The organism is Yoonia sp. 72, assembly GCF_034652275.1.
GTDB lineage: Bacteria > Pseudomonadota > Alphaproteobacteria > Rhodobacterales > Rhodobacteraceae > Yoonia.
Map to the genome: position 1 here is coordinate 265,000 of NZ_JAXIWG010000003.1, position 19,300 is coordinate 284,299.

A 19,300-nucleotide genomic window follows, 5' to 3' on the forward strand; every position below is an offset into this window, starting at 1 on the left:
GTCGGGGTCTGTCATAATGGCACTGCCGTGGTTTCCTTGATTTCTTCCATAACAAAACTGGCCGAGATATCCGAGACCGAGATCCGCGCCGTCAGCCGTTTATAGAACGCGTCATAGGCGGGCACATCGGCCACGCGCACACGCAGGACGTAGTCTAGATCACCCGTCATCCGGTAGGCCCCCACGACCTCGGGCAGGCTGCGCAGGGCGGTCTGGAACTTGTCCATCCATTGCGCGTCATGCGCGTTGGTGCGGATCAGGACCATCGCCATCAGCGGCACGCCGACCTTGGCCGGATCGACGAGCGCCACACGCGCGCGGATCACACCCGCTGCCTCCAGCGCCTTGATCCGCCGCCAGCAGGCATTGCGCGACAGATGCACGGCGGCGCTGACGTCATCGACGGACAGGCTGGCGTCGGTTTGCAGCAATTGCAGGATGCGGCGGTCTGTTTCGTCGATGATATGGGCCATATGGTGGACTGTATCCCAATCAGGGCGCAAGATACAGCCGTATTTGGGACCGGATTCGCCCCGATCTTGGTTAGGCTGCCTGAAATGCCACCAACAGAGGTTTCCATGTCAGACGCATCCCAAGACTCCACCCGCAGCACGCTGGTCGCCACCCTGTTCCTTGATCATCCGGCGAGCGTGAACGAGACCTATTTCGGGCATATGCGTTTTGCCTTGGGGTTTGCGTTCTGGCTGGGCGTTGCGGCCTTGGCGGCACTGGTCCATGCGTTCATCCCCGCGCTGTGCGAAACAACGGCCAGCCGCATTCTCAAGCGGTTGCACGCGCGGATCACGGACCGCCACTGATGTGTCGCATCGCCGCCTATACGGGGCCGGCCATTCCGCTGGAAAACATCATCGTGCGGCCGCGCCATTCGCTTTTGACGCAAAGCCAGCACGCCAACGAGGCCAAGCTTGCGGTGAACGGCGACGGGTTCGGGATCAGCTGGTACGGGCAGGACGACAGGCCCGGTCTCTACCGTGACGTGCTGCCTGCATGGGCCGATGACAACCTGACGAATCTGTGCCGGATGGTGCGGTCGCACCTGTTTATCGCGCATATCCGCGCCTCGACCGTGGGCGAGACAAGCCGCGCGAATTGTCATCCTTTCGCGCTGGACCGCTGGTCGTTTTGTCACAACGGCCAGATCCCGCATTTCGGCCGGATAAAGCGGCGGATGATGGCAGCGTTACCCGATGCACTGTTCGATGCGCGGCGCGGCACAACCGACAGCGAGTTGGTGTTCCTGACGATGCAGGCGCATGGGCTGGACTCTGACCCCGCCGCCGCCATCGCCGCCACCCTGCGCGATATCGGACCCGAGGACGGCAGCGGTCCGGTCAAGCTGACCTGCGTGTTCTCGGACGGGCAGTCGCTGTTTGCGTTCCGCCACGCCTCGAGCGGGGCGAGCCCGACACTCTATCTGTCCGGCGTGCTGGACAATGGCGGGCGCGCCGTGGCGTCAGAGCCTTTGTGCGGGATGACCGACCGCTGGACAGCGCTGCCTTGCGATGTGCTATGCCGGATCACGGCGAACGGTCTGCAAACCGAGGGTGTCGGGCTGGACGGCGCGGCCGCCCTTCAGGCCGCTGAATAGACCCATGCCCCGTCATCGCGCAGATGCTGTCTGGCGCGGCCTGTCTGGTGCAGGTGGTTCAGATGCGCCACCGCCTCGACCAAGGCCAGCCCGTATTCGGCGGGGCCGATCTGGCGTTTGAACAGCGGCAGGAAACAGTCGCCTGCCGCACGCGGCTGATCGAGATGCGCCAGCAGCCGGTCCAGCGCGCCGTGATGATTGTCGATCATCTGCGTCAGCCGCAGTGGCAGGCCGGTGAACGGCAGTTTATGCCCGCCCAGCACCAGATGATCGGCCCGCGCGACGGTCTGGAATCTCTCGCAGGACGCGATCCAGTCACCGACGGGGTCGGCATCGGGTTCGGTCGGATAGACGCCCAGATTGGCGCTGATCGAGGGCAGCAACTGGTCGCCGCCCAGCACCACCGCATCGTCGCGCGACCAGAAGGTCGCATGTTCGGGCGCATGGCCATCGCCCATGCGGATATCCCATGTCCGCCCGCCCATGCGGATCGTGCCACCATCGCGCAACCGCTGGTAGCCAAGCGGCAGAGGAGCGACGCAATCGGCAAAGTTGAAAGGGCGTTCGGCCTTGCGCCGCGCCAGTTCATCGGCCGCCATGCCCGCGCGTTCGTAAAAGGCGATGGTTTCTTGCGTGGGCCGGTCCTGAACGTCTAGCGTCAGCATCCGCGCCATCAGCCAGCCGGTGCGCGGCATGTGCAAGGCGGCCCCTTGGGCGACAAACCAGCCCGCCAGACCCACATGATCGGGATGATGATGCGTGACGATCACGCGGGTGACGGGCTTGCCTGCCAGCGGTCCGTCAAGCAGGCTTTGCCAGATCGCCTTGGACTTTGTGCTGGCGAAACCTGTATCCACCACGGTCCAGCCATCGCCGTCATCCAGCGCATAGACATTCACATGATCGAGCGCCATCGGCAGCGGCAGACGCATCCACAGGATACCCTCCGCAACCTCGATCGCCGTGCGGGTCGCAGGCGGATCGGGATATGGATACCGGATGCCGACCGCGCCATCGGGCATCAGGCGGCGGCCAGATCTTGCGGCGTGATCGCGGCCAGATCGGCCGCACCTTCGCGCGCATGGGCCAGCAAGGCCGCATGTTCGGGCAGCATCCGCTTGATATAGAAGGTGGCAAGCCGCAGGTGGCCTGCATCGCCTGCCACGGCGCTGGCCAGATGCACATGCCCGCCCAGCACCCGCGCAAAAGCGCGCAAGTAAGGCACGGCACCGGCGAAACGGTCGTTCAAGTCGGGGCGGCCGACGAGCCATTCGGTCGCTTCGCGCAGGGTTTCGGCGGCTTCCCAGACGGCATTGGCCAGATCGGGATGGGTTGCCTTCGCAGCCTCGGCCCCGCGCACGACGTCATCGAGCAAGCGGAACGCGGCATCGCCGCCATCCATCAGCTTGCGCGCGACAAGGTCCATCGCCTGAATGCCGTTGGTGCCTTCGTAAATCGTGCTGACGCGGACATCGCGCACGAACTGTGCGGCGCCTGTCTCCTCGATAAAGCCCATCCCGCCGTGGATCTGTACGCCGGTATTTGTGGCCTCGACGCCGACATCGGTGCCGAAGGCCTTGGTGATCGGGGTCAGGAAGGCCGCGCGCGCGTCCCATGCGGGATCACTGGTTGCTGTCGCCATGTCGATAGCAACGGCATTCATCAGCGATATGGCGCGGGCGGCATAGATATCGGCGCGCATCGTGGTCAGCATCCGGCGCACGTCCGCATGTTCGATGATGGCCCCCGTGCCTTCCGCGCGGCCTTGCTTGCGGTCCTGCGCATAGGCCAGCGCGTGTTGCAAGGCACGTTCGGCGGTCCCGATCCCTTGGGTGCCGACACCCAGACGAGCGTTGTTCATCATCGTGAACATCGCGGCCATCCCGCCATGTGCGGGCCCCACCAGCCAGCCGGTCGCACCCGCATATTCCATCACGGCGGTGGGTGAGCCATGCAGGCCCATCTTGTGTTCCAGACTGACGACGCGCAGGTCGTTTTTCTGCCCCGGGTTACCATCTGCATCCGGGATCAGCTTGGGCACCATGAACAGGCTGATCCCTTTGGTGCCGGGCTTGCCGTCGGGCAAGCGCGCCAGCACCAGATGACAGACATTGCCGGTGAAATCGTTGTCTGCCCAAGAGATGTAAATCTTCTGTCCCGTGATCGCATAGGTGCCATCGCCGTTGGGTTCGGCCTTGGTGCGCAGGGCGCCCACATCGGACCCCGCCTGCGGTTCGGTCAGGTTCATGGTGCCGCACCATTCGCCCGAAATCAGTTTCGGCAAATAGACCGCCTTGATTGCATCGGACGCGTGGTGTTCCAGCGCTTCGATCTGGCCTTGGGTCATCAGCGGGTTCAGTTGCAACGCAAGACAGGCGCCCGACAGCATCTCGTTCACGGTGGTCGTCAGCGTCATCGGCAGGCCAAGGCCGCCGCTTTCCGGACGGGCGGACATGCCGATCCAGCCGCCCTCGGCAATGGCGCGATACCCTTCGGCAAACCCCGGCGGCGTGCGCACGACGCCGTTTTCCAGATGCGCGGGATGCTTGTCACCGATCTGGTTCAAGGGCGCGAGGATGTCCTCGCACATCTTGGCCGCCTCGGTCAGGATCGCGCTGGTCATGTCGGGCGTGGCTTCGGCAAAGCGGTCGGTGGCGGCCACCTCGGCAAAGCCCACGACATGATCCAGCAGGAACCGGAAATCACGGATCGGTGCGCGATAGGGCATTGGGACAACTCCGACTGAATGGTCTGCTTGGCAAGGGCGGGTGCTGCCGCTATGCAGAAACGATTATGGCAAAGTTATCCATCCCATGACACCCTTCAACCTGAACGCCACGTCATGACTTTGCGCAGGGCAGAGCTTTTGCGGCCTGATGCGGCCGGTCTTGCGCGCGCGGCAGAGGTTCTGGCGCAGGGCGGGCTGGTGTCGTTTCCAACCGAAACCGTCTACGGTTTGGGCGCCGATGCGCGCAATGACACGGCGGTCGCCGCGATCTTTGCAGCCAAGGGCAGGCCGTCGTTTAACCCGCTGATCGTGCATCTGCGTGATGTCGCCGCAGCCTCTGTCATCTGCGAGTTCAACGATGATGCGCGCCGTCTGGCGGCTGCCTTCTGGCCCGGCGCGCTGACGCTGGTGCTGCCGTTGCGCGCGGATGCGGGCATATCACGGCTTGTCACGGCGGGGCTCGACAGTATCGCGGTGCGGGTGCCGGATCATCCTGTCGCGGCAGGTCTGCTTGCAGCCTTCGGCGGACCTGTCGCAGCACCTTCGGCCAATCCGTCAGGCCGGATCAGCCCCACAACAGCGGCCCATGTGCGCGAAGGCTTGGGCGACCGGATTGACGCGCTGGTCGATGGCGGGCCTTGCGCTGTGGGTCTGGAATCGACCATCATCGCCTGCCTTGGCGCGCCCACATTGCTGCGCGCGGGCGGCATCCCCGCCGAGGCGATTGCCGCCTGTCTGGGGCGTCCTTTGGCCACATCGGAAAACCCCGAGGCACCCGTCTCGCCCGGTCAGTTGTTGTCGCACTACGCTCCGCTGGGGCAGGTCCGGCTGAACGCGACTGACAAGCGAACGAGCGAGGTGATGCTGGGCTTTGGCGCGATGGAGGCCGATCTGAACCTCTCCCCTTCTGGCGATCTGACCGAGGCCGCGGCACGCCTTTTCGACTGCCTGCACCAGCTCGATGCCATGGGCGCGACACGCATCGCGGTCGCCCCTATCCCTGATCACGGGCTAGGCCGCGCGATCAACGACCGGCTGAGACGCGCGGCAGCGCCACGGTAGGGCGGGGTTCACCCCGACACGGCCAGCCTGCCAAGCACCATGTCAGCCCGCGCGCCGACATCTGTTTTCGGCAAAACCACCGTCGTATAGCCAAGCCGTTCATAGACCATCAACAGGTGGCGGTATTCATCGACCGCCGCGGCCATGCTGTGTTGGCGTTCACCATCGGTCTGGTAGATCGCGGGCCAGGGCGGCGTTACAAAAACAAGCGCATGAAAACGCGGCTGACCGTGCAGCGTGTGCATGACTGGCACACGTGCCGCCCGCTCCAGCGCGGCTGCGGCGTCAATCAGGCCGCGATCAAAAAAGACAAAGCCGTCAGCCCCCGCGACCCCCGCGCGATCCGCGATCGCCATGGCAATGGCTCGCTTTGCAAAGGCCGTGGGATCGACCCAGGGCAGGGCCTTGCCTGTTCCACGGCTCTCTTCGGCAACGATCCTCCTGCCGGGTTCGGCAACCGTTGCATAACCACGCCGCCCCAGTTCGGCGAGCAGGGTCGATTTGCCGCCGCCAGAGCAGCCGGACAGGATAACTTGGCAAGACGGTGGTTCACCTTGCATTGGGCCGTTCTCCGCCCCGACCTAAGGTTGATGCCGGATAAAGGGCGTCACGCTGGGTCTGTCAGCGCGCAGCCGGCCCTTGGCGTCGAAATCGTCATCGGCGTTGAAGGCGATGTCCGGCAAGGCGTCGAACCCTGCGATCAGGTCAGCCTGTCCTTCCAGCGCCTTGCCCAGCCTGTCCGCGAGGGCTGTCGCGCGGTCGCCGCGGTGATAGCCATGCACGCCATGCACGCAGACGGGCTGCAATACCGTCAGCCCGAGATAGCGCAAAGTATAAGCCAGCGGCCAGAGCAGCAGGTTCACATCGCCTTCCTTGCCGTTGTAGGCGCTTTCGTCGGCGCTTGATCCGGTGGTCACGCAAAGCAGCGCCTTTTTGCCTTTCAGCATGCCAGTGTCGAACCGTTCCGCCGTCGTATGCAGCGCGCCATGCGCCAGCGCGCGGTCGCACCAGCCTTTGAGCATGGCAGGCGGCGAAAACCACCACATGGGAAAGTGAAAGATGATCCGGTCTGCGCGGCGCAACTTGTCCACCTCTGCCGCGACATCCGCAGGCAGCACCGTTTGCGCAGCATGGCCCTGCGCCTTGAGCGGATCGAAAGGCACATCGGCAGGGTGGTCATAATGCGCGGCGCGTTCGGCAGGGTCAAAACCTGAGGCATAAAGGTCTGACCAGATCACATCATGGCCAAGTGCAGCGCTCGCATCGGCGCTCGCCTGCGCCCATTGCGCGTTGAAAGACCGGGGTTCGGGATGGGCCAGAACGATCAGCGTGGTGGGCATCCGCCTTAGCCCGCGTGCTGGCGTTCGATATAGCCGCGCAATTCCTCGGCCTCGCGGCGGGCCTCGCGCAGGCCATCCATCGCGGCGCGCAATTCAGCCTCGGTCTGTGACAGCTGGTTGGTCATTTCGGCCTCGCGCTGTTGCAGATAGGTGATCGCCTGATCGCGCGTTTCCTCGGCCTCGTGCAGGGCTTGCGCCATCTTGTCGAGCTCACCGATCTCAGAGGTGGTCACGCGGGTGAAGCGGTTGACCAGCCAGCTTGCGAACCAGCCCAGCGCGAAGGCCACGAACAGGATCACTGCCGTCGCGATGATGAATTCGGTTCTGTTCAAGGTGTAGCCTCTGCCGCGTCGTCGTCCCCTGCACCGTCTTGGGCGGTTTCGGCGTCGGTTTCAAGCTCTTCGGGCAGAGTTTCGTCGGAGATGGCCTCTTCGTCCTCGGGCAGGATCAGGCTGAATTCGATCCGGCGGTTGGCCTCGCGGCCTTCTTCGGTGGCGTTGTCGGCGATCGGATCGGCGATCCCGTAGCCCACGGCCTCGAAGGTGGACACAGGCACGCGACGCGCGCGCAAGGCTGTTAGCACGGCATCGGCGCGGTCTTGGGACAGGCGCAGGTTCATTTCCTCGCGGCCTTGGCTGTCGGTGTAACCGGCCACACGGATACGCAGATCCCCGCAAAGCCGCAGGACTTCGGCGATATCGTCGATCACAGGCTGGGCGGCTGCCGTGATACTGGCAGAACCGGGATCAAAGGTAATCTTGCGCCCTTCGGTCATTGCGATGATCTGCGCAATGCATTGTTCGGGCGTGGGCAGGGCGGCGATAGGGTCCAGCGCCTCGACATAGGTGATATCGAGGTTGTAATCGGCGGACTGCCCCAGCTTGTCGATCATCAGCCGCGAGATTTCGGCGGCGGCGGTTTGGTTGCCGGTGTTGCCACGCACGGTGATCGTCTCGGGTTCGACGATGACGGCACCGTTGGACAGTTCCGACAGTGCCTCGATCCCCGCAAGGACGCGGACTGACCAGCCTGCTGGCAGGTCCTCGACGACGCGGGTGCGCATCGTGATGTTGCGCTGGCCGAATTTGGCGGCGGCGAAATTCTCGGCGACCATATTGGTCAGGTCATCAGGCATCCGCCCGCGCAACTGCACAAGCCCTTCGGGGCTGAGCGTGGCAGTGAACTGCGGCGGGCCTTCAGCGCCCTCATCGGGCAGGGCGGGCAGTTCGGCGTTCAGCGCAAAGACATCGGGAAGGCCGTTTTCAAGCTGTCCGACTGCATTGTCAAAGGTTGCCTGATCCGTGCCGGGCAAGGCCACAAGAATAACATCTGTATCGGTCAGCGTGACGGTCCCGCCGCCAAGTTCACCGATTGCAGCGATCGCAAGCGCGACAGCCTCGCCCCAATCCTGCGACGGTGCGCCAAGGGCCAGCGTGCAGTTGACGCGCCCTTCAAGCCCCGCGGCTGTCGCGGCATTCAGCACCAACTCGCGGGCTTCGACGGTATCGACCGCACAGGCGTCGAATCTTGCGCTGTCCTCGTCCAGAATGAACCGCGCCGTGAAAGGTGAGATCACAGGCCGTGGCGCGCTGATTTCAAAACCTAACCGCACGCCATCGGGCCTGCTGCGGGCGAGGGCGGCCTCGAGCCTGCGCTTTTCGATCAGGTTGTCCGCGATGCCGCTGACGGTGACACGGTCCGCTGTCACGGAAATCTTGGAACGCGGCAGCATTTCCAGCGCGACGATCGCGAAATCCACGGCAGCGCGCCATGTTTCCGGGACCGGATAGTCGCCTGTGTCCAGAAGGTCGGTTACGCTTTGTCCGTTTGCAATCCGTGTGATCCGGCGGGCAAGCGTGTCCCTGTTCATGCTGGCGGGGATCAGACCGATCAGCGACACGCCGCTGTCGTTGCGCAAAATCTCGATCTTGAATTCGGGCGGGGCGAAATCGGCGGCATCCGCAACCGACAAGTTGTCGATCACGCGGCTGGCATCGACGACCCCGCCTGCCGCCGATATCGCGCGAAAGCGCACGGCCTCTGTCGGGGCGGTGCCTTCAAGGATCACCTGCAACCCGTCGCCCAGCACCTCGGCCCAGTCGTGGCCGTTTTCGGAAAGCGTCTGACGGACGGCATCGACTGACCTGTCCTCGACCGTGGCGACCGTCAGCTGTGCGGCCGCGACCGATCCGACCGCCGCCACGCTGAAGGCGATGATCCGTATAAAAATGGCAGAGAGGCGCATTCAATCCCGTTTCTTTTGTCCCGGTCCTGCATAGGCCCTGTGGCCGGGGTGTTCAATCATACCAGAAAAGCCACGGCGAAAAACGGCAGAGGGATGAGGCCCGCATCGCGGTTTGACCGGAAAATGCGCAAAAGGCCTTCATTGTCGCCTGCGTCAAAGCGGTGGAGCTGCCATGTCAGGTGCCAGCCCATCGCCCAAGGCCCGCCCAATGCGATGACCAGCGACAGGATCGACCGGTCATGCGCGGCCAGCACCACCGCCGCCCCGAAGAGAATCACCGTCAGCGTCAGGAACAGCCGCAACCATAGCCGTGCCTGATCGCCGAACAGACGCGCGGTGGATTTCACGCCGATGAGTGCGTCATCCTCGGCATCCTGATAGGCATAGATCGTGTCGTAAAACAGCGTCCACGCGATCCCCGCCAGATACAGAACGACAGGCACAGGCCCAATGCTGCCCGTATGCGCGGCCCATGCCAGCAAAGCGCCCCAATTGAACGCGAGCCCCAGAAATACCTGCGGCCACCATGTGAACCGTTTGGCGAAAGGATAGACCGCCACTGGCAGCAGCGCGAGGATGCCCAGCACAATCGCCGCAGGCGGGAACGTGATCAGAATGCCAAACGCCACCAGTGCCTGCGCGATCATCCAGATCACCGCCGCTTTTACGCTGGTCTGGCCAGAGGGAATCGGCCTCGATCTTGTGCGCGCCACCGAGCCGTCGATGTCGCGGTCGGTGATGTCGTTCCATGTACACCCTGCGCCGCGCATCAAAAACGCCCCGATCCCGCAGCCTGCGATGATCCAGACGGCGAAACTGTCGAGGCGCCCCGTCGCCAGCACCGCCAGCGCCAGCGCCCAAAGGCAGGGCAAGTAAAGCAGCCAAGTGCCGATGGGCCGGTCTGCGCGCGACAGGCGCAGGAACGGCCGCGTCGGCGCGGGTGCGAAACGGTCCACCCAGTTTCCGCTGACCGCATCGGCGACACTGCCCGCAGGCTCTGGCATCCGGGGATTTTGGGTCATATGCTCCGCTTCATGGCATCCAAGGTCCGGCTTTATGTAGATCACCCCTTGGGGGTAGGGCAATCGGTTCCGCTGAACCGCGATCAGGCGCATTACCTCTTCGGGGTCATGCGGCTGGGGGCGGGTGACGTGCTGTCGCTGATCAACAGCCGTGACGGCGAATGGGACGCTGTTGTGGAAAAGGCAGGTAACAAGGGCGGCGTGCTGGCCTGTCAGGCGCAGACGCGCCCTTTGCGGACCCCGCCTGACCTGTGGCTGGTTTTTGCCCCGATCCGCAAGGAACGCACCGCCTTTATCGTGGAAAAGGCGGTGGAACTGGGGGCTGCGCGGATTATCCCCGTGCAGACCGACTTTACCCAATCGGCCAACCGTATCCGCACTGACAAATTGCAGGCCCATGCGGTCGAGGCGTCCGAGCAATGTGGCGGGACCTTCGTGCCCCCTGTCGATGATCTGGTGAAACTCGACCGGCTGCTGGCTGGGTGGCCCAAGGACCGCCAGCTGATGTTCTGTGATGAAACCGCCATCGGCGCGCCGGTGCGCCTGCCCGCCATTCGGGGCCCTTGGGCGGTCCTGATCGGCCCCGAAGGCGGGTTTTCCCCCGCCGAACGCGACAAATTGCGCGCCTTGCCTTTTGCCCATCCTGTCAGCCTTGGCCCGCGTATCCTGCGCGCTGACACGGCGGCGGTCGCGGCGCTGACGCTGTGGCAGCAGGCCTTGGGCGACTGGGGATGATCCGCGCCACGCTGGCCGACAGGGCCGAGGTTGAAGACTTCCTGCGCCACCATCTGCAAATTGCGATGTTCCCGCTGGCGAACCTGCACCGGCACGGCATGGCGGGCGGCCATCCGCGCGCGATGGCGTTCTGGCTGCGCAAGGACGGTGGCGCGATCACCGATGTCGCCGCGATCACCGATGGCGGTTTTCTTTTTCCGGTCTGCCCGACGCATCCTTGGGCCGATCTGCGCGTCGCCATGCAGGGCAGCGCTATTGCCGCGATTCTGGGCGAGGCGGGACAGGTCACCAGCCTGCGCGCCGCACTGGGTCTGGAATCGGCGGCTGGCCATGCAACGACAGAGCCGCATTACGACCTGTCCTTGGCCGATCTTGTCATGCCTGACACCGCGGGCTTTACCCTGCGTCCGCTGGCCCATGCCCCGCGCGATCTGGTGATCGGCTGGCGGCGTGCCTATCTGTTGGAGACGATGTTCGGGCAGGAGAGTGACGTGGACGCAACGGCGATCAAGGATATCGACAGCTATCTTGCGGCGGACAGCCACAGGGTGCTGTGCGACGGCGATACGCCTGTGGCGATGACGGGCTTCAACGCGGTTCTGCCCGATGCGGTGCAGATCGGCGGGGTCTATACGCCGCCGGACTTGCGCTCGCGCGGCCATGCACGGCGGGCGGTGGCGCTGCATCTGGCGCAGGCCCGCGCCAGCGGCGTGACCCGCGCGATCCTGTTCGCGGCAACGGCTTCGGCCAGCAAGGCTTACGCCGCGATCGGGTTTCGCCGGATCGGGGCCTTCGGCATCGTGCTGCACGCAGAACCGCAGGTAGTCCATGGCTGATTTCTTCCGCCCCGAGGCGCGCGCGTTTTTCTGGCGCTGGCGCGAGGTGCTGGCGGCCGCCGGACTGGCGCTGTTCGGCCTGTGGTGGGGGCTGAACGCGGCGGGTGTCACGGTCTGGCTGGGCTATCTGGTGGGGGCCATCGGTCTGGGCTGGGCCTTTGCCGCCATCCAGCGCGCGCGCTTTGCGCAGGATGGTGAAGGGCCGGGGGTGGTGCAGGTGCGCGAACGCAGGCTTGCCTATTTCGGCCCGCTCGACGGGGGTATCCTCGATCTGGACGATCTGACCGAGGTGGCGCTCGACCCACGCAGCTATCCTGATCCAAGCTGGATTCTGACCGGTATCGGCGGCCAGCGCATTGCCATTCCGATCAACGCCGCTGGCGCGGATGCGCTTTTCGATGTCTTTGCGGGCTTGCCCGGGATCAAGACAGGCACCGTGCTGGATGTGCTTTCGCGCACACCCGATGCGCTGGTTGTAATATGGTCGCGTGCGCGTCCTCTCTTGCATTGACAGATGCGCTGGTGCAGGTCACGGATACGTCCCCTGATCCCTGAACGGAGCCTTCCCGATGTCCATCCCACAAACCGGCGGCGGCCCGATCGAACATCACGACCAGCTGGCCGAGTTGTTGTCCAAAGGCTGCAAGCCCAAGGACCAGTGGCGCATCGGGACCGAGCATGAAAAATTCGGCTATTGCGCCGACACGCTGCAACCCTTGCCCTATGACGGCGACCGTTCCATCAAGGCGGTGCTGGAGGCCTTGCACAGCCGGTTCGCGTGGGACCGCGTGGAAGAGGACGGCAAGATCATCGGTCTGACCAAAGACGGCGCCAATGTCAGCCTTGAACCGGGCGGCGCGCTGGAATTGTCGGGCGCACCGCTGGAAACGATCCACCAGACCTGCGACGAGGTGAACAGCCATCTGGCCGAGGTCAAGGCCGTGTCCGACGAGATCGGCGTGAAATTCATCGGCCTTGGTGCCGCCCCCGTCTGGACACATGACCAGATGCCGCTGATGCCCAAGGGCCGTTACAAGCTGATGGACAGCTACATGCAATCCGTCGGCACCATGGGCACCGCGATGATGCGCCGGACCTGCACCGTGCAGGTGAACCTCGACTTCGGATCAGAGGCGGACATGGTCCAGAAAATGCGCGTCGGCGTGGCTTTGCAGCCAGTGGCGACCGCGTTGTTCGCCAATTCGCCCTTTTTTGAAGGCAAGGTGAATGGCCATAAATCATGGCGCGCGCGGATCTGGCGCGATCTGGACGCTGCACGCACCGGCATGGTGCCGTTCATTTTTGAAGACGGTTTCGGCTTCGAGGCCTGGGTGCAATGGGTTCTCGATGTGCCGATGTATTTTGTCTATCGCGACGGCAAATACATCAACGCTCTGGGCATGTCGTTCCGTGATTTCCTGAAAGGTGAATTGCCTGCCTTGCCCGGTGAAAAGCCGCGCATGTCCGATTGGGCCGATCACCTGACGACCGTTTTCCCCGAAGCACGCATGAAGCAGTATATCGAAATGCGCGGTGCGGATGGCGGCCCGTGGCGGCGGTTGTGCGCGCTGCCTGCATTCTGGACGGGGCTGATGTATGACCAGACCGCGCTCGATGCCGCATGGGACCTGTGCAAGGACTGGACCGCCGAACAGCGCGATGCCTTGCGGGTCGCAGCATCGGTGGACGGCTTGCAGGCAAAGGTCGAAGGGATCGACATGCATGCGCTTGCGCGCGAGGTCGTGGCGATTTCCGAATCTGGCCTGAAAGCCCGCGCCTTGCCCGGCGCCGGTGGTCTGGTCCCCGACGAGACGCATTTCCTGAATGCGGTCAAGGAAACCGTCGAGACCGGCAAGACACCGGCGGATGAATTGCTGGATCATTACCACGGCGACTGGGCCGGAGATCTGGACCGGATTTACGCCGAATACAGCTATTGATTGCGGTGACCGAGAGATTTCACGCAAGGGAGTAGACAGCACCGATTCATGTTGTTAACCAACTGCGATCAAACAACTTTAATGGTGCTAAAATGCGTGATTTCTTTATTCGTTCGCTGGACAGGCTGATTGGTGTGTTCGTCGTCATCAGCATGATCGTCGTGGTGGTTGTCAGCCTCGTGTCCATGGCAGGCGGCATGGCGGGCGGCGGCTTCGGCGCAGGGCTGGTGATGCTGGTCTTGGGGTTGCTTTACGTCGTTTTCGTCGCAGGCTTCATGTATCTGGGCGTGGGCATTTACCATAATACGCGCCGCTCCGCCGAGGCGATGGAACGTATGGCCAACAAGTAAGTCGGGTCATTTCGCCCCGATCTTGCCTTCGGTCTTGTTGCGCAGCCGCTGGATGTTTGTCCAGTGGCGCGCATAGATCAGCAGGCCAAGGCAAGCCGCAAGCGCGGCAGCTGTGCCGTAGCCGGCAAAAGCCATCACAATCGGCATCCAGCCTGCCGCGACCAAGGCGGCCAGCGACGAATAGCGCGTGACCACTGCTACGGCGAGCCAGATACCGCAGGCCGCAAGGCCCATCGGCCATGCCAGCGCCAGCAGGATACCCAGATAGGTCGCAACCCCTTTGCCGCCCTTGAAGCCCAGCCAGACCGGAAAGCAATGGCCGATGAAAGCCATAAGCGCGGTCAATTGCACCGCATCTTCCGGCGCTGCGGCGCGCGCGGCCAGCACAGCGATAGCCCCTTTGCCTGCGTCAAAAACCAGCGTCAGGGCGGCGGCTTTCTTGTTGCCGGTACGCAGGACATTCGTCGCCCCGATATTGCCCGACCCGATCTCGCGCAGATTGCCTAAGCCCATCAGCCGCGCCATGATGACCCCGCCCGGGATCGACCCCAGCAGATAGCCGACAGCACCCCAGAGTGCGAGGACGGCAAGGCCGCTTTCCATGATGGGCATTTATACCTCTCCCCAGATGCGGGTGCCGTCCACCCAGGTGCCGATCACCTTGCCTTGCAGGCGCGCGCCGTCAAAGGGGGTGTTTTTCGATTTGGAATGGAGCGTCGTGCGATCCAGCTGGAACGGTGCGTCGGGATCGAACAGCACCAGATCGGCGGGCGCACCCGCCAGCATGCGACCTGCCGCCAGCCCAAGGATGCGCGCAGGGTTCAGCGAGAGCGCGCGGAACAGGCGCGGCAGGTCGATCTGGCCTGCATGATAAAGCCGCATCGCCGCGGGCAGCAGGGTCTCCAAGCCAACAGCGCCGCTTGCGGCCTCTTCAAACGGTAGGCGCTTGCTTTCCTCGTCCTGCGGCGTGTGCATTGAACAGATCACGTCGATCAGCCCTTCGGCCACGGCCTGCACCACGGCTGTGCGGTCATCCTCGGACCGGAGCGGTGGCGTCAGTTTGAAAAACGTCCGGTAATCCGCGACGTCCATGTCGTTCAGCGTCAGGTGGTGGATGCTGACGCCCGCCGTGATCCGCAACCCGTTGCGCTTGGCGCGTTCCAGCGCTGGCAGGGCGCGGGCGGTGGTGATCTGGTCGATGTGATAGCGCGCGCCGGTCATTTCCAGCAGGCTGATATCGCGGTCGAGCGCCATGCGTTCCGCCATCGGCGACACCCCCGGCAGGCCGCGCAAGGACGCGAATTTGCCGGTCGTGACCACGGCCCCTTCGGACAGGCCGGGGTCCTGCACATGGCCGATCACCAGCGCATCGAGCGAGCGCGCATAGCTGAGCGCGCGGGCCAGCACCTTGGTCTTGCTGACCACATGGTCGCAATCGGTGAAGGCCACGGCGCCTGCATCGGACAAAAGCCCGATCTCGGTCATTTCCTGACCGTCGCGGTTTTTCGTCAGCGCTGCCATCGGCAGCACATGCACGGGCGCATCCAGCTGCGCACGGCGCGCGACGAATTCGAGCTTTTCGGGCGTGTCGATGGCGGGGTTGGTGTCGGGGCGGGTGACGATCGTCGTGACACCCCCCGCCGCCGCCGCACGGCCGGCAGAGCGGAAAGATTCCTTGTGCCGCTCGCCCGGTTCGGAGACTTTCACGCCGATGTCGATGATGCCGGGGGCCAGACACATGCCGCCGCAATCGACGATCTTGGCGCCGACAGGCGGCGTCGCCTCTGCGCCGCTGACCTCATGGATCAGACCGTCCACGACCAGCAGGCAGCCGGGTGCATCGGTCAGTGCGACCGGGTCGATGATGCGCGCATTGGCAAAGAAGGTGGCGGTCATAGGGTGGTTTCCTTGCAAGGGGTCATCCGCCGACCCAGACCATCAGCCCGACCAGCGCGAACATCACCAGCAAGGCGGCGGTGGCGATCATCCCGCTCATCCGTGCGTCGGATTTGCGGGGTTTGACGGGTGGTCCGGGCAGCTCTCCTGCGCCAGAGGCCGAGGTCAGTTTTTCGGGGGCCGCCATGACAGGTGTTTCGCGCAGCACCGTGACCAGCGTGGTGCCAGCAGGCAGGTCGATCTGCTGCGCCTGCCCGCCAAAGGCCCGCGACATGACCAGCAGGACGGTGCCTTGCACATGCCGCAGCATGGCATCCTGCGCAGGCGTAAGCGGCATGTCATAGCCTTGCCGGATCAGGTCAGGCAGCGGCACGGTGGCGCGCCGGTCAGGGGTGATCAGATCGACGAAATCCATGTTGAGCGCGACAGGCCCGATGATCGTCGCTGCCGTCAGCGCGTCAGAGGCGGGGCCGGTATAGGCAAGCACATAAAGGGCACCGTGGTCATTGGCGGGGATGGTCAGGGTCATGCGCTTCTTTCTTGTATGGCGCGGATCAGCGCGAACACCTCTTGCCCGTCGGCAAGGCGCGCGAAGCCCACGTCCTGTGCGATCAGGCCACCCTCGCCATCGCGGATGGCGGTTTTCTTGAACAGCACGCGGTCCAGCGGTCCTTTTTCAAGCGTTACCGCGTCATCTTGTGCGATCACAAAGCTGTCCACACGGGTCGTCCAGAGATGGCGCGCGATATAGGCGCGTTTGTCGCTGATGGCATAGCTGGTGACGCGCGGCCCGATATAAGCGTTGATCCAAGCGCCGATGGTCAAGGCCAGCCCTGACAGGAACGCGACCACCGCCCCCAGACCGTTCAGCAGGTTGCCCATAAAGCCGCTCGCCGCGTCGGGCTGGCGCGCGTCGTCGAACAGGCCCTGAACAAGCGCATAGCCGACAAAAAGCAGCATCGCGCCCACTGCGGAGGGGACGATCAGGCGCGAGGGCGTCTCGAACCCCGACACGGGTGCGCCGTGCCAAAGCAACGTCTCGTCAGAGGCCAGATGGCGCTGCCAGTCGATCCGGGGGGCGGGGTTTGCTTGAGCGTTCATCAGACCATCACGCTTTTGTCGCGACGCGCCTCGCGCAGGTTGCGGGCCAGCAGGTCCATCGCGGCCATGCGCACGGCCACACCCATTTCCACCTGTTTCTGGATGACGGATCGGTTGATGTCATCGGCGATGGTCCCGTCAATCTCGACCCCGCGGTTCATCGGGCCGGGGTGCATGACGATGGCGTCGGGTTTCGCGTGGGACAGCTTGGCCGCGTCCAGACCGTAGCGGTGGAAATATTCCCGCTCGGACGGGATGAAACCGCCGTCCATCCGTTCCTTTTGCAGGCGCAGCATCATCACGACATCGACGTCCTGCAAACCTTTGACCATGTCGTCGTAAACCTCGACCCCGAAATCACCGATGCCTGCAGGCATCAGCGTCGGCGGCCCGATCAGGCGGATGCGGTTTTCCATCTTGCCCAAGAGCATGATGTTGGACCGCGCGACGCGACTATGCGCAATGTCGCCGCAGATCGCGATGTTCAGACGGTGCAACCGGCCTTTGGCGCGGCGGATGGTCAGCGCATCGAGCAGCGCCTGTGTGGGATGTTCGTGCCGCCCGTCGCCTGCGTTCAACACGGCGCAATTCACCTTTTGCGCCAAAAGGTCCACAGCACCCGATTGCGGGTGGCGCACGACCAGCAGGTCAGGGCGCATCGCGTTCAGCGTCAGCGCCGTGTCGATCAGCGTTTCGCCTTTTTTGATGGAGGACGCCTGCATCCCCATGTTCATCACATCCGCCCCGAGCCGTTTGCCCGCCAGCTCGAAACTCGCCTGCGTGCGGGTGGAGTTCTCGAAGAACATGTTGATCTGGGTGAGGCCCGCCAGCACTTCGCGGTGGGCAAGGCCACGGGTGTTGTGGTCGGCATAGGTATCGGCAAGGTCCAGAAGCGTCGTGATCTCTGTCGGATGCAGATGTTCGATCCCCAGAAGATGCCGTGCGCGGAATGTCATGCGGTGATCCTTTGCCGTCGTCCGGTGGGTTATAGGCTGCCCACCCGCAGGCTTCAATGCCGCAGGCCCTGCCCAAATGCCGCGATTGCGCCTAATGTCGGGTCATGGATTCGCAATACACATATTGGCAGGACCGCGCCGCGCTGGAATGGCAGGTCGAACTTGGCGTGACCGATGCGATCCTTGATGCGCCGGTGGACCGCTATGCGCTTGATCCGGTGCCAGTAAAAACAGCGCCTGTGGCCGAGGTGGTGGCCCCCGCGATTGCCCGCGAACTGGACCCTGTCACCGTCGCGCGCGCTGCTGCCGCCGCCGCCACCGATCTGCCCGCGCTGGCCGCCGCGATAGCCGCGTTTGAGCATTGCGAGATCAAGCGCGGCGCGCGAAACGCTGTCTTTGCCGATGGCCAGCCCGGCGCGCGGGTGATGATCGTGGGCGAGGCACCGGGCCGCGAGGAGGATTTTGCAGGCAAGCCATTCGTCGGGCAGGCGGGTCAGATGCTCGACCGGATGCTGGCCGCGATCGACCTTGGGCGCGCGCATGAAAACAAGGACCGTGCGGTCTATATCACCAATGTCATGCCGTGGCGGCCACCGGCGAACCGCACGCCGGACGCGGCCGAAATCGCGATGATGCTGCCGTTTCTGGAACGCCATATCGCGCTTGCCGATCCGCAGATCGTTGTGGTGATGGGCAACACGCCCTGTCAGGCGCTCTTGGGGCAGAAAGGCATCACCACCTTGCGTGGCACGTGGACCACGGCGCTGGGCAAGCCCTGCCTGCCGATGTTCCACCCTGCCTATCTTTTGCGCAACACCGCCGCCAAGCGCGAGGCTTGGGCCGACCTTCTGGCCCTGAATGCAAGGTTGGAGACATGAGCCGGATCGACGAGACAAAAGACTTCATCCCCGTGCGCATCGCCGTGCTGACAGTCAGCGATACGCGGACCTTTGCGGATGACAAATCCGGCCAGACCCTTGTCGACCGGATCGAGGCGGCGGGCCATCATGTCGCCGAACGCATGATCCTGCCCGATGAGCGCGACCAGATCGCGCATCAGTTGCGGGTCTGGTGCATGAACGCGCATGTGGATGTGGTTATCTCGACGGGGGGCACCGGCCTGACAGGGCGCGATGTGACGGTCGAGGCGCACCGCGATGTCTATGAGAAAGAGATCGACGCATTCGGGACGATCTTTACCATCGTCAGCATGCAAAAGATCGGCACCAGCGCCGTGCAAAGCCGTGCCACGGCGGGTGTGGCGCATGGCACCTATCTGTTCGCCTTGCCCGGCAGTCCGGGGGCCTGTCGTGATGCCTGGGATGAAATATTGGGCCGCCAGCTCGATTTCCGGCACCGCCCCTGTAACTTTGTCGAGATCATGCCGCGATTGGACGAACATTTGCGCCGGAAATAGGCCGTTCGGCCGTAAGACTGGACAGAACGCCGCGCGGCACCATTTCTTGTTGCGGTCTGATGG

Annotated in this window: 23 protein-coding genes; 10 read left to right on the forward strand and 13 right to left on the reverse strand. The window is 63.9% G+C overall.

The window, feature by feature from the left end:
• Positions 1–11: 11 nt before the first annotated feature.
• Entirely contained in the window at positions 12–473 is a 462-nt protein-coding gene (locus VCK47_RS13675; protein WP_322890323.1) for an Lrp/AsnC family transcriptional regulator, read from the reverse strand.
• A 105-nt stretch (positions 474–578) separates the two neighbouring features.
• Here VCK47_RS13675 and VCK47_RS13680 point away from each other — a divergent pair, with 105 nt between their 5' ends.
• Positions 579–818: a DUF6356 family protein gene (locus VCK47_RS13680; protein ID WP_322890322.1), complete on the forward strand. Its 240-nt coding sequence runs from the start codon at positions 579–581 to the stop codon at positions 816–818.
• Positions 818–1,609 (forward strand): class II glutamine amidotransferase, encoded by a 792-nt coding sequence (locus VCK47_RS13685; protein WP_322890321.1) that lies wholly within the window; start codon positions 818–820, stop codon positions 1,607–1,609. The genes VCK47_RS13680 and VCK47_RS13685 overlap by 1 nt, the downstream gene beginning before the upstream one ends.
• Here the strand turns inward: VCK47_RS13685 and VCK47_RS13690 are convergent.
• Both VCK47_RS13690 and VCK47_RS13695 read right to left on the reverse strand, forming a co-directional pair.
• Positions 1,594–2,631: an MBL fold metallo-hydrolase gene (locus VCK47_RS13690; protein WP_322890320.1), complete on the reverse strand. Its 1,038-nt coding sequence runs from the start codon at positions 2,629–2,631 to the stop codon at positions 1,594–1,596. The genes VCK47_RS13685 and VCK47_RS13690 overlap by 16 nt on opposite strands.
• Positions 2,631–4,337, reverse strand: coding sequence for an acyl-CoA dehydrogenase (locus VCK47_RS13695; protein ID WP_322890319.1), 1,707 nt, complete (start codon positions 4,335–4,337; stop codon positions 2,631–2,633). The genes VCK47_RS13690 and VCK47_RS13695 overlap by 1 nt, the downstream gene beginning before the upstream one ends.
• A gap of 114 nt (positions 4,338–4,451) precedes the next feature.
• Between VCK47_RS13695 and VCK47_RS13700 the strand changes: the two genes are divergently transcribed.
• A complete protein-coding gene (locus VCK47_RS13700; protein ID WP_322890318.1) occupies positions 4,452–5,399 on the forward strand; it encodes an L-threonylcarbamoyladenylate synthase in 948 nt (315 codons plus the stop codon).
• Between the two features lie 8 nt (positions 5,400–5,407).
• Here VCK47_RS13700 and VCK47_RS13705 read toward each other — a convergent pair whose 3' ends face one another.
• From VCK47_RS13705 to ubiA, 5 genes are read right to left on the reverse strand one after another with little or no spacing between them, the layout of a single operon-like run.
• Positions 5,408–5,959, reverse strand: coding sequence for an AAA family ATPase (locus VCK47_RS13705; RefSeq protein WP_322890317.1), 552 nt, complete (start codon positions 5,957–5,959; stop codon positions 5,408–5,410).
• A 21-nt stretch (positions 5,960–5,980) separates the two neighbouring features.
• Positions 5,981–6,739 carry an NAD(P)H-dependent oxidoreductase gene (locus VCK47_RS13710; RefSeq protein ID WP_322890316.1) on the reverse strand — a complete coding sequence of 253 codons (759 nt, stop codon included), beginning with the start codon at positions 6,737–6,739 and terminating at the stop codon, positions 5,981–5,983.
• A 5-nt stretch (positions 6,740–6,744) separates the two neighbouring features.
• Entirely contained in the window at positions 6,745–7,071 is a 327-nt protein-coding gene (locus tag VCK47_RS13715; RefSeq protein ID WP_087209665.1) for a hypothetical protein, read from the reverse strand.
• Positions 7,068–8,984, reverse strand: a complete 1,917-nt coding sequence (locus tag VCK47_RS13720; protein ID WP_322890315.1) for an OmpA family protein — start codon at positions 8,982–8,984, stop codon at positions 7,068–7,070. The genes VCK47_RS13715 and VCK47_RS13720 overlap by 4 nt, the downstream gene beginning before the upstream one ends.
• 56 nt (positions 8,985–9,040) lie before the next feature.
• Positions 9,041–10,006 carry a 4-hydroxybenzoate octaprenyltransferase gene (gene ubiA, locus VCK47_RS13725; protein ID WP_322890314.1) on the reverse strand — a complete coding sequence of 322 codons (966 nt, stop codon included), beginning with the start codon at positions 10,004–10,006 and terminating at the stop codon, positions 9,041–9,043.
• 12 nt (positions 10,007–10,018) lie between these two features.
• On the opposite strand from ubiA, the gene VCK47_RS13730 reads away from it, so the two are divergent.
• The 5 genes from VCK47_RS13730 to VCK47_RS13750 all read left to right on the forward strand — a co-directional run bounded on the left by VCK47_RS13730 (position 10,019) and on the right by VCK47_RS13750 (position 13,867).
• A complete protein-coding gene (locus VCK47_RS13730; RefSeq protein WP_322890313.1) occupies positions 10,019–10,741 on the forward strand; it encodes a 16S rRNA (uracil(1498)-N(3))-methyltransferase in 723 nt (240 codons plus the stop codon).
• Positions 10,711–11,577 (forward strand): GNAT family N-acetyltransferase, encoded by an 867-nt coding sequence (locus tag VCK47_RS13735; protein WP_322892292.1) that lies wholly within the window; start codon positions 10,711–10,713, stop codon positions 11,575–11,577. Before VCK47_RS13730 ends, VCK47_RS13735 begins: the two co-directional genes overlap by 31 nt.
• Positions 11,570–12,088, forward strand: coding sequence for a hypothetical protein (locus VCK47_RS13740; protein WP_322890311.1), 519 nt, complete (start codon positions 11,570–11,572; stop codon positions 12,086–12,088). The genes VCK47_RS13735 and VCK47_RS13740 overlap by 8 nt, the downstream gene beginning before the upstream one ends.
• A 58-nt stretch (positions 12,089–12,146) precedes the next feature.
• Positions 12,147–13,517, forward strand: coding sequence for a glutamate--cysteine ligase (locus VCK47_RS13745; protein ID WP_322890310.1), 1,371 nt, complete (start codon positions 12,147–12,149; stop codon positions 13,515–13,517).
• Positions 13,518–13,609: 92 nt separating this feature from the next.
• Positions 13,610–13,867, forward strand: coding sequence for a hypothetical protein (locus VCK47_RS13750; protein ID WP_322890309.1), 258 nt, complete (start codon positions 13,610–13,612; stop codon positions 13,865–13,867).
• Positions 13,868–13,873: 6 nt separating this feature from the next.
• Here VCK47_RS13750 and plsY read toward each other — a convergent pair whose 3' ends face one another.
• The 5 genes from plsY to VCK47_RS13775 are packed head-to-tail and all read right to left on the reverse strand — an operon-like array spanning position 13,874 to position 17,820.
• Positions 13,874–14,479: a glycerol-3-phosphate 1-O-acyltransferase PlsY gene (gene plsY / locus VCK47_RS13755; RefSeq protein ID WP_322890308.1), complete on the reverse strand. Its 606-nt coding sequence runs from the start codon at positions 14,477–14,479 to the stop codon at positions 13,874–13,876.
• A complete protein-coding gene (gene pyrC / locus VCK47_RS13760; protein WP_322890307.1) occupies positions 14,480–15,763 on the reverse strand; it encodes a dihydroorotase in 1,284 nt (427 codons plus the stop codon).
• A gap of 22 nt (positions 15,764–15,785) precedes the next feature.
• The gene (locus VCK47_RS13765) at positions 15,786–16,292 is read right to left on the reverse strand and encodes a hypothetical protein (RefSeq protein WP_322890306.1); all 507 of its coding nucleotides are present in this window, start codon (positions 16,290–16,292) and stop codon (positions 15,786–15,788) included.
• Positions 16,289–16,864: a hypothetical protein gene (locus VCK47_RS13770; RefSeq protein WP_322890305.1), complete on the reverse strand. Its 576-nt coding sequence runs from the start codon at positions 16,862–16,864 to the stop codon at positions 16,289–16,291. Before VCK47_RS13770 ends, VCK47_RS13765 begins: the two co-directional genes overlap by 4 nt.
• Positions 16,864–17,820 (reverse strand): aspartate carbamoyltransferase catalytic subunit, encoded by a 957-nt coding sequence (locus VCK47_RS13775; RefSeq protein ID WP_322890304.1) that lies wholly within the window; start codon positions 17,818–17,820, stop codon positions 16,864–16,866. The genes VCK47_RS13770 and VCK47_RS13775 overlap by 1 nt, the downstream gene beginning before the upstream one ends.
• A gap of 104 nt (positions 17,821–17,924) precedes the next feature.
• Between VCK47_RS13775 and VCK47_RS13780 the strand changes: the two genes are divergently transcribed.
• Together VCK47_RS13780 and moaB are read left to right on the forward strand one after the other, a co-directional pair.
• The gene (locus VCK47_RS13780; protein WP_322890303.1) at positions 17,925–18,698 is read left to right on the forward strand and encodes a uracil-DNA glycosylase; all 774 of its coding nucleotides are present in this window, start codon (positions 17,925–17,927) and stop codon (positions 18,696–18,698) included.
• Entirely contained in the window at positions 18,695–19,237 is a 543-nt protein-coding gene (gene moaB, locus VCK47_RS13785) for a molybdenum cofactor biosynthesis protein B (RefSeq protein WP_322890302.1), read from the forward strand. The genes VCK47_RS13780 and moaB overlap by 4 nt, the downstream gene beginning before the upstream one ends.
• The last annotated feature ends 63 nt before the right edge of the window (positions 19,238–19,300 follow it).